Raw genomic sequence first — 16,112 nt, 5'->3', positions numbered from 1 at the left:
CAAAAAGATCCTGCAAATTACCGTTGAAGTAAAACGAATATTACGATTTTCAATATTCATAATACCTCCTCTCCCTTTTACTTCTGATATTCCTCAATTCTGCAAACATGTTCTTTTGTCTTTTTATTATAATTAATTCCTACCAGAAGCAAGTTTCCCTGATATTCTTCCAGACTTCTGCAATATTCTTTGTCCTTAATCTGCGCAAGCGCACCCTCTGCTGTTTTGTCCCATTTCAGTTCTACAACCAGCGCCGGTTTGTCCTGGTATCTTTTTCTTGGTACGAAAACAAGATCCGCAAACCCTTTTCCCCCAGGCAGTTCACGGTAAACCGTGTAAAAATTCCGTGCTGCATACAGCGCCAGTGAAATCGTATAGCTCAACGCATTTTCATCATTGTACTGAAGCTGTGACGTTTCAAAATGTGCCAGCCGAATTCCCTCTGCTACCTGTGTTTCCTGTTTTTCCCACACAGCCTGCAGAAGATCTGCGGAATTTTTCAGTGCCTTTGAAATATCTCCCCATTGGGAAACGGTTACCGCACTGGCATATTCTGACTGTACCTCGGCATTCGGAATAAAAACATATTTATTCTGTTCCTCATAACCAAGATATCCAAGATGAATCAGCAGTGTCAGCACATCATCCTCTGTCCGGAAAGTTGTCATATCATTCGTAAAACTGCCCGTGTTCACCGGAATCTTTTTCCCTGCCATCATCTGCAGTACGTCATCCCGCAGGCCGTCAAAATTCAGATCAATATACCACTGTAGTGCTTCAAATGTTTCTGTCTGATTCCAGTAATTGCCGATTTTCCGGAATCGCATGGCATTGACAACCGAACGCGGGCTGTAAACCGAACTTTCTCCCGGGAACGAATAGCCGTCATACCAGTTTTTAATTTCTGCCAGATCCATCTGATACCGGCCGCAGAGTTCTTCTACTTCCTGCTCCGTAAATCCTACATATTCTGCGAGCGGCCCTGGATCAAGCATTGTAAATTCATCAAACATATTCAGTGCAGAATGGGTTCCATATTTTTTGATCGGCAGAATACCCGTCAGATAGGCAAGTGCTACGTAAACCTTATCTTTCAGAAAATCCCGCAGGAAATCAAGATACTCTTCCTGTGCTTTTTTATCCTGCTGATATTCCCGGAAAACACAGTCCCATTCATCAATGATAATGACAAACGACTGTTTTGTTGCCGCATAAATATCCTGCAGCGATTCTACCAGATCCGTATCGTCAAAGTAGTCCACGTCCGGATAACTGTTTTTCAGTTCCCGCAGCAGCATTCTTCGAACACGGTCAATCACCTGGCCAATTTCCTTGCTCCGGCTCAGAAATTCCTGCATATTCAAAAAAATCGTAGGATATTGATTTAAGTGCTGTGCAAATACAGCATTTTGAGAAATTTTCAATCCAGAAAAAAGTTCTCTGGAATCGCATTCCTTCCCATAATAAGCCGTCAGCATATCCGCCGTCATAGATTTTCCAAAGCGCCGCGGACGGCTGACACAGACATATCTCTGCACAGTATTAATCACCTGATTGGTATACTCGATCAGCCCTGTTTTATCCACATAAATTTCGGACTGAACCGCTTTTGCAAATTTTTCATTTCCCGGATTCAGATAAACTCCCATATTCCACCTGCGCCTTTCTCTTTCTACCTCTATCATACGATATTCTTGCCTTAAGTTCAATTTAGCATAAGTTGAAAAATGCCAGAATGTTTTTAACTGAGGCAAAACATTCTGGCTGTTTTTTCTGGGATTGCTATGAGTCAATTAATTAATGAATAAAGAACGCGTCCTCTTCCTCGTCTTCCACAACCGGTGTCATCGGGTTATACTCGGTTTCCACCAATTTTTTCACCAGCTCGTGATCGAAGTTGCGGCGAATTTCACAGGTTCTGTCGAAAATCATGGTTGCTTCATCCCCTGGGGTGCATGCCGGCCAGTTCGGGAGGGATGGGGTTTCCGGGCTTCCGTAGCGGGCAAAGTTGATCCAGGCGGTGGCCATACGCTCCTGCAGACGGTCTGTTTCGCCCGGGACATTGCATACGGCGATGCGGTCGATGTTATGGAATACGAACGGAATCTCGGCACAATGCCATGCGGCTTTTCCGCCATCGATCGGGAATTCATAGGTAAACTGATAGGAATAAGTCGGCGCTTCTGTAAACTCCGATTTCTGACGAATGAATTCGATCGTTTCCGGACGGAAGAACGTATCCACAGACCACAGATCCACAATTGTTTTGTCCGGATATGCTTTTTCAAAAAGAGAAATCAGCTCCGGCGTTGCATCGCCATATTTTCTCGTCAGGAACGCAATCTGTTCCTCACGGTTCATCTCATGTTTTCCCGGCACAACCGGTCCAAAATCAAACTCACCGATGTTGGTTCCTGCCAGCACAGGAATCGTTTTAGCGTGATCCGTAAATCCGCACTTGATCGGATTTCCGTGGAACCAGCCATTCTCCATCGGTCCCTGTCCGATATAGCAGCCTTTCGCAGCAACCTCTGCCTCAACTTTATTGTACGCATTTGACAGCTCATAATACGGGATCGTCTCAAGCTTCTCCACCTCGGACTCGTCCAGATTCAGTTCTTTTAACAGAGCCTTCACAATCGCGGTGCCGTCTCCGTCCTCTTTCTGATAAACCTTTGCCTCATAAACACCGCTCTCGATGATACCCTTCTGGAACAGGCCGTCTGCTGCCGGCGTATTCATCAGCGTTGCCACCTTCATACCGCCGCCGGACTGACCGAAAATCGTAACATTCTCCGGGTCTCCGCCGAATGCCGCGATATTGTCATGTACCCACTGCAATGCAGCTACCATATCTGCGTTTCCTGCATTCGCAGAATTTTTGTATTTTTCGCCAAACGGCGAGAGATCGAGATAACCGAGGATATTCAGCCGATGGTTCACGGAAACAACAACGACATCACCGAACTCGCTTAAGTGATCCCCCTCATATGCCACATGCTCAATCGCAGAGCCGGCGCTGAAGCCGCCGCCGTGGAGCCATACCATGACCGGCTTTTTCGCACCCGGATCAAGACTCTGTGTCCAGACATTCAGGTTCTGGCAATGCTCGTCCTGCGGCCAGTAACGATGCGGTACCAGCACCTCCATGTTCGGCTCGTCCTGCTTTAAAAGCGGACATACATAGCCGTACGCCAGCGCATTTTTGATTCCTTTCCACGGTTTCACCGGCTGCGGCATCTGGAAACGGTCCGCCTCGGCGTAATGGATTCCATGAAACGCGTATGTCGTATTCAGGCGGAAGCCACGTACCTTTCCCGCCTTTGTCTCTACTACCGGATCTGTTTTACTGCATACAAAATAATCTCCCATATTTCAGTTACCTTCTTTCTATCCTGTTCTGTGACGCGCAGTTTCCAAAAAACCACCGCAAAATCCCCCTGATCTTTCCGTTTTTGCACCGGTCTTTGAAGCATCTGTTGTTTTTGCATTTACGCATCTGCTCCTTATTATACCAGACAATTTTTTCAGAAACAATTCTTTTCACTTTTATTTTCGGCTGTTTATATCAATAAAGTCCGAAAATCGCGTCAAAAACTGATATTTCCATCACAACTTCAAAGTGCTACAATAAAAAAGAAGGTAAAATCAACGTAAAAAAGGGGACTACTATGACGAAAACAGTACAAAAGAGCAAAGCCCGCGATATGACCCAGGGCTCTATCTGGAAACAGCTTCTTCTCTTCTCGCTTCCGCTGATGGCCGGAAATCTCTTCCAGCAGCTTTACAACACCGTTGACAGCATCGTTGTCGGCAACTTTGTCGGCAAGGAAGCACTCGCCGCCGTCGGCTCCGTCGGTCCGATCATCAATTCTCTGATCGGCTTTTTCATGGGACTTTCCACCGGTGCCGGTGTCATTATCTCTCAGTATTATGGCGCAAAGGCGGATGAAAAGGTCAGCCGCACCGTCAGCACGACACTGGTGATGACATTTTTTCTCTCTATTGTCTTTACTATTCTCGGCATCTTCATTACACCGTACATGCTCCGCATGATGAGTACGCCGAACGACGTCATCCGCGAGTCAGCAACGTATCTTAAAATTTACTTTGGCGGTGTTGCCGGTCTGATGTTCTACAACATGGGCTCCGGCGTTCTCCGCGCTGTCGGCGATTCCCGCCATCCGCTGTATTTCCTGATTTTTTCCGCTGTTGTCAATACCGTGCTCGATCTTTTGTTTGTCGTTTCCTTCGGCATGGGAATCGAGGGTGTGGCGCTTGCAACCGTTATTGCACAGTGCCTTTCGGCGGTTCTGACGCTGTATGTGCTGACCACAACAGACGGCCCATACCGCATCTGTTGGAAAAAGCTCTGCATGGACTGGTCTTTGCTGTACCGCATCGTCTGCGTCGGACTGCCGGCAGCGATCCAGCAGATGGTGACTTCCGTTTCCAACGTTTTCGTGCAGTCCTATATCAATGTATTCGGCTCGGATGTTATGGCAGGCTGGAGTGCCTGCATGAAAATCGACCAGTTTATGATGCTGCCGATGATGAGTGTTGGTCTTGCTTCGACCACCTTCACCGGACAGAACGTCGGTGCCAGCTACATTGACCGTGCAAAGAAGGGTGCTACAACCGCATTCCTGCTTGCTGAGCTTGTAACCATTGTGATGATGATTCCTCTGCTGATTTTCGCTCCGCAAATGGTCTATCTGTTTAACCAGGAGGCAGCTGTGATTCGTTACGGAACCCTGTTCCTGTATCTCCTCTCCCCGTTCTACATTCTCTGCTGCGTCAACCAGGTTTATTCTAACGTCCTGCGTGGCGCAGGAGACACCAGAACACCAATGATCGTAATGCTCGGAAGCTTCGTCGTGTTCCGCCAGATTTACCTGTTTGTGATGTCTCATATATTTGATTCCATCATTCCGATTGCACTTGGTTATCCGGCGGGATGGCTGGTATGCAGTGTTCTGATTTATGCCTGCTATCGGAAATTCCGATGGGATAAAGGAATGCGGAAAAACTGAAGGATTCCTTTCCGGACATAAGCAAAAGGGACTGTTGCACTAAGAAAATGAACGTAGTGCGACAGCCCCTTTTTTCGCATTATTTTTTCAGGAGTGCTGCTGAATGCTCTTTAATCAGAACAACTCTGCAATCGCCGCGATCTTCTCACAGTTTTCCGGCAGCGGACCATTGATTTTCGGTGACTGGCGCGTTGCCACGTAACAGCTTGCGATTCCGGCAGAGGCTGCACCGTGGCAGTCAGCGATGTCGTCATTTCCTGTCATCAGGCATTCTGCCGGATCGAGGTGATACTGCTTCAGCAGCATCTCATAAAACGCCGGATCCGGCTTTTTCACACCGGCATCCGATGAGAGCAGGATTCCGTCAAAGTATTTCGTAAGGCCGAGCAGGGAAATTTCCGGCGCGGTGAAAAGCGCCTGTGCGTTGGACAGCAGAAAAACCTTCTTTCCTGCGTCTTTAAACGCTGCAGCATTTCCGGCACGCCGGGGAACAGTTTCAGTTCTTCTATCGAAATCGCACGGAACATTTTCGCCAGATCTGCAATTTCTTTTTCCGTTACCGAAACAGCCTGATCCTCAAACAGCTGCCGGAACACATCCGCAATGTCGATTTCCGGTACATGGCTGCCGCGGCATTCCATTTTAAGCGCAGCTTCCTGCTCTTTGATTTTTGTCTCATACGCCATCCGGAGTTCTTTCGGCTCATAGGCGGCCCCTTTCATGCCGAAGAACAGGCTCATTTTTTTCCAGAGATACGCTTTCTTTTCATTCGTATGTATATCTACCAGAGTTCCATATAAATCAAAAATATAATTCTGATACATCCTTCATCATCCTTTCTTACGGAAAGTTTTCCACACGACACGTATTCTACCAGACTTTTCTCCACAATTCCATGTCTTTTTTCCAGACTTCCTATCTTTTTTCTCTACCCGGGCTGTCCATCAGACCAGATCGTTGAAACCTGTTTTGTCTTGCTCTCTGTAAGAAAGAATCCTGCCCGGAGGGCTTTTTACTTTATCGGAAAATTCAACGAAGTTTCCGGTAACGCAAAAAAATTCCCCTGTACAGATTTTGTCCGCAACAGGGGAATTCATTACATCTCACAGTTTTCTGCAAATTGTAACCTTTGATTTACTTTCTCGCATCCAGCATTTCTTTCACCAGACGAATATACTCCGGTGTTGTTCCGCAGCAGCCGCCGACAATGCCTGCACCCGCGTCTACCAGAATGTTCATATATCTTGCAAACGTCGGCGCATCCATGCTGTAGATTGCCTCACCGGTCGGCGTGATTTTCGGCAGGCCGGCATTCGGTTTTACGATAACCGGTACTCTTGCCACTTTTTTCATGGAATTTACGACTGCCTCAAGCTGATCCGGTCCGACCGAGCAGTTCAGTCCTACGGCGGATGCTCCCATTTCCTGCAGTGTCTCAACTGCTTCCACAGCGTTTCCGCCGAACAGGGCAGAACCGTCTGCTTCCAGCGTCAGAGAACACATAATCGGCAGATCGCAGACAGAAAGTGCAGCATCCATAAAGACACACGTTTCGTCTACGCTCAGCATCGTCTCCGCTACCAGAAGATCAACGCCTGCATTTGCTACCGCTGTTACCTGCTCTGTGTAGGATTCCAGCAGCTCTTCATAAGAGAGATCGCCTTTTGGCTGCAGCATTTTTCCCGGTGTGGAAAAATCTCCCGCGATCAGCGCACCCGTTCCGGCAAGCGCTTTTTTCGAGATATCCACCAGGCGTGCGTTCAGCTCCTCCACCTCGTTTTCTCTTCCATAATCCGCTAATTTCAATCTGTTTGCACCAAAGGTCGGCGCATAGACAATCTGGCTTCCCGCCTCCACGTAAGCCTTCTGTAAATTTGCCAGAATATCAGGGTGCTCCAGAACCCAAAGCTCTGTACTGACTCCTTTTGGCATTCCCGCTTTTGTCAGATTTGATCCGGTTGCGCCATCCAATAAAATGACACCTGCTCCGGCAAGCTGTTCAAATTCTTCTCTTGTCATTTTCTTTTCTCCATTCTGCCCGAGTTACCTGCAGCACATGTCCGCGTATACTGACAAATCCCGGCTGTTTTTTCTGAACCTGCCGCGCTTTTCGCGTCAAATTCATGTTCAGTATAGCATTGTATTGTTTTCCCGACAAGTAAAAAAAGAGGTATCCGTTTTGGATACCCCTTCGTCTGTTTCTGTTCATGAATGTTCAGCAAACCCCGACATTCTCAATCATGATGCGCGTCTGAATGATGTGTCTCCGAATGATGCGTCTCCGAATGATGTGTCCTGCCCGAGCTGTTCCCCCCACCGGACGGGATATTCTTCGGTGACCCCGGAGACAAATTTGTTCCCTGGTTCACACGGGTTGCTTTCTGTCCATTTTCCACCTGCGAGGATGCCGATACCGTTGAAACACCCGAATCGGAACTGTTTTCCGTTGCAGCATTTTTTCCACACGCAACGAAAGCCAATACTGCTGTACCGACAAGTACGGAAATTACTGCCTTCTTCATTTCTCCACCTTCTTTCCTGGTACATCGTTTTCGCCTGAACATTAGAGCGTGTCTGAAAAATTATTTCCGCAATTTGCGAGATACACTCTGGTTGTAATTTCATTTTAAATGAACTTCTTACTATTGTCAATTTACTCTACAAATTCCCTATTATTTTCTTTTTTTTGTTCAAAAATATTTTCAGACACAAACAGCAGCCGGACCCCTCTCCCGGATCCGGCTGCCGTTTGTCCTGTATCGTATGCTTTTATTCCGCAGTGCTTGAAGACGTTGAAGCAGTGCCTGTGCTGCTTGTCGATGTCGTTTCGGTACTGCCTGATGTCGTGCTGTCAGACGTTGTACTGTCCGTTGCGGTACTGTCCGTTGTTGTACTGTCGGTTGTGGTTCCATCTGTGGAATCTGTAGAAGCGCTGTCAACTGTCATCGTATACAGATCTGCGTCCGTTACTTCAAGTTTTTTCCAGTTGGATGCGACCTTGATATCGCTCTCCTTTACCCATCCATCCAGTGTATCGTTGTACTTATCCGATTTGCGGTTGGAAATGATAGTCTGTCTTCTGGACTCGGTTTTATCCTCGTCGAATGCTTTATCTACACGGATCACATAATATGCATCGTCGCCTTCGATGACACCGTCATAATACTCGCCATCCTTCAGCTTTGCTGCTTCTTCCGCTACTTTATCTCCAAGAGAACAGGTATCGTCATCGTCTTTCTCCGATCCGGTTCCAAAGGATGTCTCGGAAGAGGTCAGATAAGAAACCTCAGAGGAGGAATCGCTGGCGGAACTGCTCGATGTGCTCGCGCTTGAAGCGTCGGATGCGCTTGTGTCGGAAGCATCGGAAGAAGAGCTGCTCTCATCGGAGCTGTCGGCAGAATCGGTGGAATCTGCGGTATTCTCCGCATTTAACTGATCGTTCAGCTCCTTGCGCAGATCGGTAAACGATGCGGCTGCAGGATCCTCAGACTCTTTTAAGAGATCCAGGAATCTCTGTGCGATTTCTTTCTTTGCCGCTTTTTCCTCGTCCGTCAAATCAATCGTTTTTCCATCGTCATCCTTCTCGGTTCCTGCTGTGGATACCGTGATGTAGCTGATGGAGGTCTGCTTTGCCTCTTCATCGGATACCTCGGTATCTACATCTGCGATGATCGGATCATAAATTTTGGTTTGAATAACATACAGCTCCAGTGCATCCTGGATGTCCTCAACGGTTGCGTGCAGCTTTTTCATCACATCGTCACCGTTCTTATCTGCGAATGCCTGTGCAGCCTCTTTCGCCTGCTGTTTTTCCTCGTCTGTCAGGGAAATTCCGTATTCCTCTGCGTGCTGCCGCATCAGAAGCTCTTTTTCGATCGTATCAAGAGACTGCTCCTTGAACGTTTCCCCGGTAGTCTTTCCATCGTCGCCTTCCTTGTCGTACATCTCAGACGGCATCTGCATTCCGTACATAGAGTACATCTTGGAATAATAATTGTACATGGTTGCCTGCTGATATCTCAGCATGAAATTTGCCTGTCCGAGTGTAATCGACTCGTCATTTACAGTAACTGCCGTTTTTGTTCCGTCCACATTGTCGGAACCGCAGCCAGTCAGTCCCATCGCTGCCATCGAAGCACTCAGCATAACGCAGACTGCTTTTGCTTTTAAATTTTTCATTACTTCCTCCTCATGCAGGGCGAAATGTATGCTCAAAAAGAGTTTTTCTTTTTACACGTTCGAATTTCCGGTCCTGCATCGATTTTTATAAACGCTTTTCCTATTATACCCTTTTTGTTGATACAGGGCAACTTTTTTCTTCCCTGTTCACGCCTTTTTCACACGATTTTGTGGTTATGCGAGTATTTCACTCCTGTGTGATCTGCAGCAGATCTTCCACCAGTGCATGGCTCTTCTCCAGCAGATCGATCTTTTCCTTTGAATTTCTCCGCCGCGGCGTGTAGACAAACGCCAGCGACTCCATCTGGAATTTCAGTTCGTCTCGGTATTTCTGCAGCAGCTCCGGAATCCGCGCCACATCGATTTTTGCATGCTGCTGTAAGGTGACTCGTACCGAATCGCCCATCTGTTTCAGCTCCGTCACATACGCACAGTGCGCCAGCGCTTTCAGTTCTGCAACAGCCAGAAGATTCTGTACATTTTTCGGCGGTTCCCCGAAGCGGTCGGTCAGCTCCTCCGTCATGTCCTCATACTCTTCCTTATTTTCAATCGCCGCAATTCGCTTATAGGTGTCAAGCTTCAGAGACTCGTTGCTGATGTAGCTGTCCGGAATATAGGCACTGACATTCAGATCAATCGTTGTCTCGAACGCTTCTGCCGGTGCGATGCCCTTCGCCTCTTTAACCGCCTCTGCGAGCATTTTACAATAGAGATCGTATCCAACCGATTCCATATGGCCCGACTGCTCTGCGCCCAGCAGATTTCCGGCGCCTCGGATCTCAAGATCACGCATTGCAATTTTAAAGCCGCTTCCCATCTCCGTAAATTCACGGATCGCATGGAGACGCTTCTCCGCCACTTCCTTCAACATCTTGTTTCTGCGGTACATCAGAAATGCGTAGGAAGTCCGATTCGACCGTCCGACGCGGCCGCGGAGCTGATAGAGCTGTGACAGTCCCATCTGGTCGGAATCATGGATAATCATGGTATTGACATTCGAAATATCGAGTCCTGTCTCAATGATCGTTGTTGACACGAGCACATCGATCTCTCCGTTGATAAAGCCGTACATGATCTTTTCCAGCTCACGCTCTTTCATCTGTCCGTGCGCAAAGCCTACATTTGCATCCGGCACGAGCTTCTGGATCGTGTTCGCCATATCCGCAATCGACTGGACACGGTTATAGACATAGTAAACCTGCCCGCCCCGCGCAAGTTCACGGTTAATCGCCTCGCGAACCATTTCTTCATTGTATTCACAGACAAAGGTCTGGATCGGCTGTCGATCCTGCGGTGCTTCCTCGAGCACACTCATATCCCGGATGCCGATCAGGCTCATGTGCATGGTACGTGGAATCGGCGTCGCCGTCAGTGTCAGAACATCCACATTTTTTTGCAGCTGTTTGATTTTTTCTTTATGCGTCACGCCGAACCGCTGCTCCTCATCGACAATCAGAAGGCCAAGATCTTTGAACTTTACGTCCTTCGACAGAACGCGGTGTGTTCCGATGACAATATCCACGAGTCCTTTTTTCAGATCCTCCAGCGTTTTTTTCTGCTCTGCCGGCGTGCGGAACCGGCACAGAAGATCAACGCGCACCGGAAAGTCCTTCATGCGCTCAACGAACGTATTGTAATGCTGCTGTGCCAGAATGGTGGTCGGAACGAGGTAGACGACCTGTTTGCTCTCCTGTACTGCCTTGAACGCTGCACGGATTGCAACCTCGGTTTTGCCGTATCCGACATCGCCGCAGATCAGGCGGTCCATGATCTTTTTGCTCTCCATGTCCGCCTTTGTCGCCTCGATCGCCGCAAGCTGATCGTCCGTCTCCTCAAACGGAAACAGTTCCTCAAATTCCTTCTGCCAGATCGTATCCTTTCCGAACTGATAGCCGGATGACGCCTGCCGCTCGGCATACAGCTTCACGAGATCCTGTGCGATATTTTTTACCGCATGGCGAACCCGTGTTTTCGTCTTATTCCATTCCTGACCGCCGATTTTATTCAGCTTCGGCACCTTTGCAGCTTCGCCGGACGCATACTTCTGCAGCGTATCGAGCTGGGTGGCCAGCACATAGAGGTTCGATCCGCCCGCATACTCGATTTTCATGTAATCACGCGTTACGCGGTCCATCTCAATTTTTTCGATACCGCGGTAAATACCAAGACCGTGGCTCTCGTGCACGACATAGTCACCGATCGATAGATCCGCAAAATTCTGGATTTTCTGACCGGAATACTCCGATTTCTTCCGGTTTTTCTTCTTCTCTTTTCCAAAAATATCCGTCTCTGTGATCAGCACAAATTTCTGCATCGGATATTCAAAGCCTCTGCGGGCCGCGCCGTGGATCAGCATGACCTCGCCCGGTTTCAGAACACGCTCCTCATTCTCGCTGTAGAAGGCCGGAATCTCCTCATTCTGCAGGTCCTCCGCCAGATGCTGCGCCCTCGTCCGCGACGGACTCGCCAGTACAATACGGTAACCCGCTTTTTTCCAGGATTTCAGATCTTTTACCAGAAGCGGGAACTGATTGTTATACGAATTGACCGATTTCACCGTCACACTGAACTCATCGCGGATGTTCCACTCGCCCTTCTGCGGCTCCATCAGCGATACGGCAACACAGCCGCGGCGGTTCAGTTTTGCCACAAGCTCCGCCGTACTGCACATCAGCTTCGCCTGTCCCGGCAGGAGGTATCCCTTTTCGAGACGGTGGCTCACGCTCTCCTGAAATTCTGCTTCCAGCGCATCGGCACACTCGATGATGCGGTTCGGCTCATCGAGGAAAATGCGGCTGTTCTCCGGCAGATACTCAAGAAACGAGACGGTCTCCGGATAAAAATAATGAAGATACTGCTCCGCTCCCTGCAGAATTTCGCCTTCTCCGATCCGGTCGCAGATTTCCTCTGCTGCACGGCGGATCCTTGCCGCTTCCTCTGTCATCATTTTGTCGCGGAATTTTGTGCTTTGCGCTTTCGCCTCTTTTTTTATAGCTTTTACGCCGCGCGCAATCGTATCCTCTGTTAAAATCAGCTCCGATGCCGGATAGATTGTGATTTCCTCGAGGTTTTCAATCGACCGCTGGCTCTCCGCATCGAAGCTTCGGATGGAATCTATCTCATCGCCCCAGAGCTCAATCCGGATCGGGTTCTGTTCCGTCAGCGGATAAATATCGAGAATGCCGCCGCGGACGGAAAACTGACCGGTCGACTCCACCTGAAAGGTACTCTCATAGCCGAGCCGCACCAGCTCTTTTCTTATTTTATCCAGATCGAGTTCGCTGTCATTGCGCAGATGGATGCAATGTTTTTCGAACACGCCAAGAGGCAGAAGAAAGTCCATACATCCCCCTACACTGGTGATGATGGTAACTTCCTTCCGCTCAAGAAGTGCCTGGATCACCTGAAGCCGCTGCCGGATCAGCAGATTTCCGTGAATGTCTGCCTGATAGAAAATCAGGTCCTTCGCCGGATAATACAGCGTCTCCGCATCGTACAGCCGGTAATCCTCATATAATTCTTTTGCTTTTAATTCATTTTCCGCGATCAGAAGCCGCACCGGGGCATCCTCGGAGAGACCTGCAATCATGTGGGCTTTCTGGCTTTCCAGACAGCCCGAGATCACCGTCACACCTGCGGTTCCTTTTTTCAGATCACGGAACAGCTCGTCAAAACGGGCAATTTCTTTGATCGGTTCTAATAACGCTTTCATTTTCCTTACTCTGCCGGGTTTGCAGATTTGCGGTTATACTCATTCATAGCTGCGTCCACATCCCCGTTCAGCATCTGCTCAATTGCTTTTGCCGCATGCTCGATCGCCAGATTTACAAGGGGACGTTCGTCTTTCGTAAACGGACTTAACACGTAGTCCGCCAGATCCCAGTTTTTCGGTTTCTCACCGACGCCGACCTTCACACGCATAAAGCGGTCGGTGCCAAGATTAGCGATGATGTTTTTGATGCCATTGTGGCCGCCCGCGCTTCCTTTTTTGCGGATACGGATCTGTCCCGGCGCCAGGCTGATATCATCGTAAACCACGATCAGCTCGCTCTCCGGATCCACTTTGTAATAGTTCACCAGCTCCCGCACAGACTCACCGCTCAGATTCATATACGTCATCGGCTTTGCAACGATAACCTTCTGACCTGCGATCATGCCTTTTCCGAACAGAGCCTTGTGGCCTGTACCGGAGGAAGGGATCTGATATTCATCGATCAGATAATCGATGGTATCAAATCCGACATTGTGCTTCGTCCCTTCGTACTGGCGCGTTGGATTTCCCAGACCTACTATAATATACATAAATTCTCCTGTCATCAGACCATTTTCCGGCGCAGTTTTTGTTCACATCACGGTCAAAACGGATATTCTCCATCCACTTCGCTACTTGCGCATAACCGAATAGCTGCTTCGCCGCACCGAAAAATGATATATTGTTTTTCCATCTGTCATAAAGAAAGAACACGAACAAAAGAGCAGCCTTTTTCCTGCTCTTTTATTCGCTGAAATGCTTCGGCAATGTTTAGTTAAAGTATACCAGTTCGCTCTCCGGTTTCTTGGCCGGTTTGATTTCTTTTGCATACAGAACCGGGCCTTCGCCATCGTAAACCTTCATATAGCCCCATTTTACCGTTGCAATCACGTCAACCCAGGAACCCATCACGAGAGATTTGGCGCTTGCGCATTTGCAGACGTAACCGATAAAGGAAGTATCGTCTGCACAGCAGGTCATTGCCATACGACCCGGGACAAAGAAATCAGCTCCGACGTCTTTGCTCTTTAATACCATGCCTCGGAAATGAACGGTTTTGCCCTCGTAGCGCTCCGGGTTGTCGCCCATATCGACATACCAGATTCCGTAATCGGCGTCATCAATCTCGATCACATCGGCATCGGTATCAAACGGCATCTGATCCTCAAAAATGTTGTCAATTTCGCCTTCTTCATTCTCAAACAGAACGTCGCACGCCTGGTTGACTACTTTGATGCTGCGGCGGAAGGATGGAAGCGGATCTTCCGGACGGCAGCGGTTGAACATGACCATATCGGCATTTTTTGCCATCTCCATGAAGACGGATTTCATGTTCTGCATATAGATCTGGAAGCAGCTTGCGTCGACGGTCACGATCTCCTGTACGATGCCCCAACCGCGCGGCAGTTCCATTTCTTCGAGTTTTTTTACGCTCCAGAGCGGGTTGTATTCGAGAATGATTCGCTCCGGGCGGTATTTGCGGTTCAGTTTTTTCAGGTAATCCAGGGTAAACTGCTCTGGTCCTTCTACGATTTCCAGGACGGTGTTGTGTTTGAGCAGTTCTTTTTCGTCGTACTCTACTTCACCTTCTTCGGTTGTGATCAGAAGGGTCGGTCCGTCGATCTGGAAATAGTCCTGTGCTACGGTAAAATTGATAAAAGAGGTTTTTCCACTCTCCAGAAATCCTGTTATGAGATAAATCGGAATTTCTACTTCGTCTTCTTCGTACATTTTGTACCTCCGTTGTCTTTGACGTACTCCCGGAATCTTTCTGCACTTGCTTTTGCGGCTGAGATTCCGGACGTGCCTTTTGCTTTGTCTCTAAATCAAGAAAAAAGCTGCCACATCGGATTTTGTTTCTGATGCGGCAGCTTCACTACAGTTCACAGGTACCCTGCGGACCGTAATTTTCGCAGCTACTTTGTATTTTTACAGTCCGAACAGCTCTGCCAGCTTATCTTCTGCTAATTTGGAACCGATGACACAGATTCTTCCGGTGAATTCCGGTGCTCCGTCACGTACTTCGTACTCTTCCGGAACCATATCGAAATAGATCCACTGTCCATCGGCGCCTGCTACCATACCTTTGGCCCGAAGAACCATACCATAAGCGGTATCCTCGGAAAGTTTCTTTAAGATGCCTTCAATCTGCTCTTTGGTGAAGGTCTTCACAGTCTCCTGACCCCAGCTTGTGAAAACTTCGTCTGCGTGATGATGGTGATGATGATCATGACCGCAGCCGCACTCGTCATCGTGGTGATGATGATGCTCATGGTCGTGATCATGGCCGCAACAGCACTCGTCATCATGGTCGTGGTGATGATGCTCATGCTCCTCGTCGTGATCGTGGCCGCAGCAGCACTCGCCGTCATGGTCGTGGTGATGATGTTCATGTTCGTCCTCATCATGATCGTGATGATGGTGCTCATGCTCCTCATCGTGGTCATGGCCGCAGCAGCACTCGTCGTGGTCATGATGATGGTGATGATGCTCTTCCTCTTCTACCTGCGCAAGGTTGATGATGGCACCTTCCATCGTATCGAGTACTTTCTTACCACCCAGTACTTCAACCGGTGTGGTAATAATGTGTGCTTCCGGATTCAGTTCGCGGAGCATCTTTACTGCTGCCTCTACTTTTTCCGTATCGGCTTTATCGGTACGGCTCAGGATGATGGTTCCTGCGCTCTTTACCTGATTCTCGAAGAATTCGCCGAAGTTTCTGAGATACATTTTGCATTTCATAACGTCGACTACGGTTGTTGCGGAATTCAGGGCTACGCCTGCTTCTTTTTCTACACCGTCTACAGCCTTGATGACGTCGGAGAGTTTACCTACGCCGGACGGCTCGATGATGATGCGGTCCGGGTGATATTTGGTGATAACATCTTTTAATGCTGCGCCGAAGTCTCCCACAAGAGAGCAGCAGATGCAGCCGGAGTTCATTTCACGGATTTCGATACCGGCATCTTTTAAGAAGCCTCCGTCGATTCCGATTTCACCGAATTCGTTCTCGATCAGGACAACCTGCTGGCCTTTCAGTGCGTCTCCGAGGAGTTTTTTGATCAGGGTTGTTTTTCCTGCGCCCAGGAAACCTGAAATAATGTCTATTCTTGTCATTGATTTAACCTCTTTATCTTGTTGATTCCGTT

10 protein-coding genes and 1 pseudogene are annotated in these 16,112 nt (G+C 48.5%); 1 reads left to right on the top strand and 10 read right to left on the bottom strand.

All coding sequences use genetic code 11. The features are described 5' to 3' along the window. Positions 1-77: 77 nt before the first annotated feature. A complete protein-coding gene (locus DW965_RS09140; RefSeq protein WP_117761311.1) occupies positions 78-1,649 on the bottom strand; it encodes an AAA family ATPase in 1,572 nt (523 codons plus the stop codon). Positions 1,650-1,797: 148 nt separating this feature from the next. Beyond that, a complete protein-coding gene (locus DW965_RS09135; protein WP_119198307.1) occupies positions 1,798-3,372 on the bottom strand; it encodes a carboxylesterase/lipase family protein in 1,575 nt (524 codons plus the stop codon). 299 nt (positions 3,373-3,671) lie between these two features. On the opposite strand from DW965_RS09135, the gene DW965_RS09130 reads away from it, so the two are divergent. Further along, positions 3,672-5,033: an MATE family efflux transporter gene (locus DW965_RS09130; RefSeq protein ID WP_117805277.1), complete on the top strand. Its 1,362-nt coding sequence runs from the start codon at positions 3,672-3,674 to the stop codon at positions 5,031-5,033. 114 nt (positions 5,034-5,147) lie between these two features. Here DW965_RS09130 and DW965_RS09120 read toward each other — a convergent pair. The 8 genes and pseudogenes from DW965_RS09120 to DW965_RS09085 all read right to left on the bottom strand — a co-directional run bounded on the left by DW965_RS09120 (position 5,148) and on the right by DW965_RS09085 (position 16,080). Next, positions 5,148-5,857: pseudogene (locus DW965_RS09120) on the bottom strand (HAD family hydrolase). A gap of 310 nt (positions 5,858-6,167) precedes the next feature. Further along, the gene (locus DW965_RS09115; protein WP_117510893.1) at positions 6,168-7,052 is read right to left on the bottom strand and encodes a homocysteine S-methyltransferase family protein; all 885 of its coding nucleotides are present in this window, start codon (positions 7,050-7,052) and stop codon (positions 6,168-6,170) included. A 215-nt stretch (positions 7,053-7,267) separates the two neighbouring features. Next, a complete protein-coding gene (locus DW965_RS09110; protein WP_055220917.1) occupies positions 7,268-7,555 on the bottom strand; it encodes a hypothetical protein in 288 nt (95 codons plus the stop codon). A gap of 247 nt (positions 7,556-7,802) precedes the next feature. Continuing rightward, positions 7,803-9,212, bottom strand: coding sequence for a SurA N-terminal domain-containing protein (locus DW965_RS09105; RefSeq protein ID WP_119198304.1), 1,410 nt, complete (start codon positions 9,210-9,212; stop codon positions 7,803-7,805). Positions 9,213-9,399: 187 nt separating this feature from the next. Continuing rightward, positions 9,400-12,924 (bottom strand): transcription-repair coupling factor, encoded by a 3,525-nt coding sequence (gene mfd / locus DW965_RS09100; protein WP_119198303.1) that lies wholly within the window; start codon positions 12,922-12,924, stop codon positions 9,400-9,402. A 5-nt stretch (positions 12,925-12,929) separates the two neighbouring features. Further along, on the bottom strand, positions 12,930-13,514 hold the full coding sequence (gene pth / locus DW965_RS09095) for an aminoacyl-tRNA hydrolase (protein WP_119198302.1): 585 nt from the start codon (positions 13,512-13,514) through the stop codon (positions 12,930-12,932). A gap of 220 nt (positions 13,515-13,734) precedes the next feature. Continuing rightward, complete coding sequence (locus tag DW965_RS09090) at positions 13,735-14,694, bottom strand: TIGR03943 family putative permease subunit (RefSeq protein WP_118666873.1); 960 nt, start codon at positions 14,692-14,694, stop codon at positions 13,735-13,737. A 198-nt stretch (positions 14,695-14,892) separates the two neighbouring features. Continuing rightward, positions 14,893-16,080: a GTP-binding protein gene (locus DW965_RS09085; RefSeq protein WP_055225755.1), complete on the bottom strand. Its 1,188-nt coding sequence runs from the start codon at positions 16,078-16,080 to the stop codon at positions 14,893-14,895. Between the last annotated feature and the right edge of the window lie 32 nt (positions 16,081-16,112).

Source organism: Blautia sp. AM47-4 (assembly GCF_003479865.1).
Lineage (GTDB): Bacteria > Bacillota > Clostridia > Lachnospirales > Lachnospiraceae > Fusicatenibacter > Fusicatenibacter saccharivorans.
The sequence above is the reverse complement of the archived record's forward strand: the minus strand, read 5'-3'. Positions and strand labels throughout refer to the sequence as shown.

What these genes read in the sequence shown, in the direction of transcription:
- DW965_RS09140 (WP_117761311.1), bottom strand. Translation starts at nt 1,649, where the DNA reads ATGGGAGTTTATCTGAATCCGGGAAATGAAAAATTTGCAAAAGCGGTT.
- DW965_RS09135 (WP_119198307.1), bottom strand. Translation starts at nt 3,372, where the DNA reads ATGGGAGATTATTTTGTATGCAGTAAAACAGATCCGGTAGTAGAGACA.
- DW965_RS09130 (WP_117805277.1), top strand. Translation starts at nt 3,672, where the DNA reads ATGACGAAAACAGTACAAAAGAGCAAAGCCCGCGATATGACCCAGGGC.
- DW965_RS09115 (WP_117510893.1), bottom strand. Translation starts at nt 7,052, where the DNA reads ATGACAAGAGAAGAATTTGAACAGCTTGCCGGAGCAGGTGTCATTTTA.
- DW965_RS09110 (WP_055220917.1), bottom strand. Translation starts at nt 7,555, where the DNA reads ATGAAGAAGGCAGTAATTTCCGTACTTGTCGGTACAGCAGTATTGGCT.
- DW965_RS09105 (WP_119198304.1), bottom strand. Translation starts at nt 9,212, where the DNA reads ATGAAAAATTTAAAAGCAAAAGCAGTCTGCGTTATGCTGAGTGCTTCG.
- mfd (WP_119198303.1), bottom strand. Translation starts at nt 12,924, where the DNA reads ATGAAAGCGTTATTAGAACCGATCAAAGAAATTGCCCGTTTTGACGAG.
- pth (WP_119198302.1), bottom strand. Translation starts at nt 13,514, where the DNA reads ATGTATATTATAGTAGGTCTGGGAAATCCAACGCGCCAGTACGAAGGG.
- DW965_RS09090 (WP_118666873.1), bottom strand. Translation starts at nt 14,694, where the DNA reads ATGTACGAAGAAGACGAAGTAGAAATTCCGATTTATCTCATAACAGGA.
- DW965_RS09085 (WP_055225755.1), bottom strand. Translation starts at nt 16,080, where the DNA reads ATGACAAGAATAGACATTATTTCAGGTTTCCTGGGCGCAGGAAAAACA.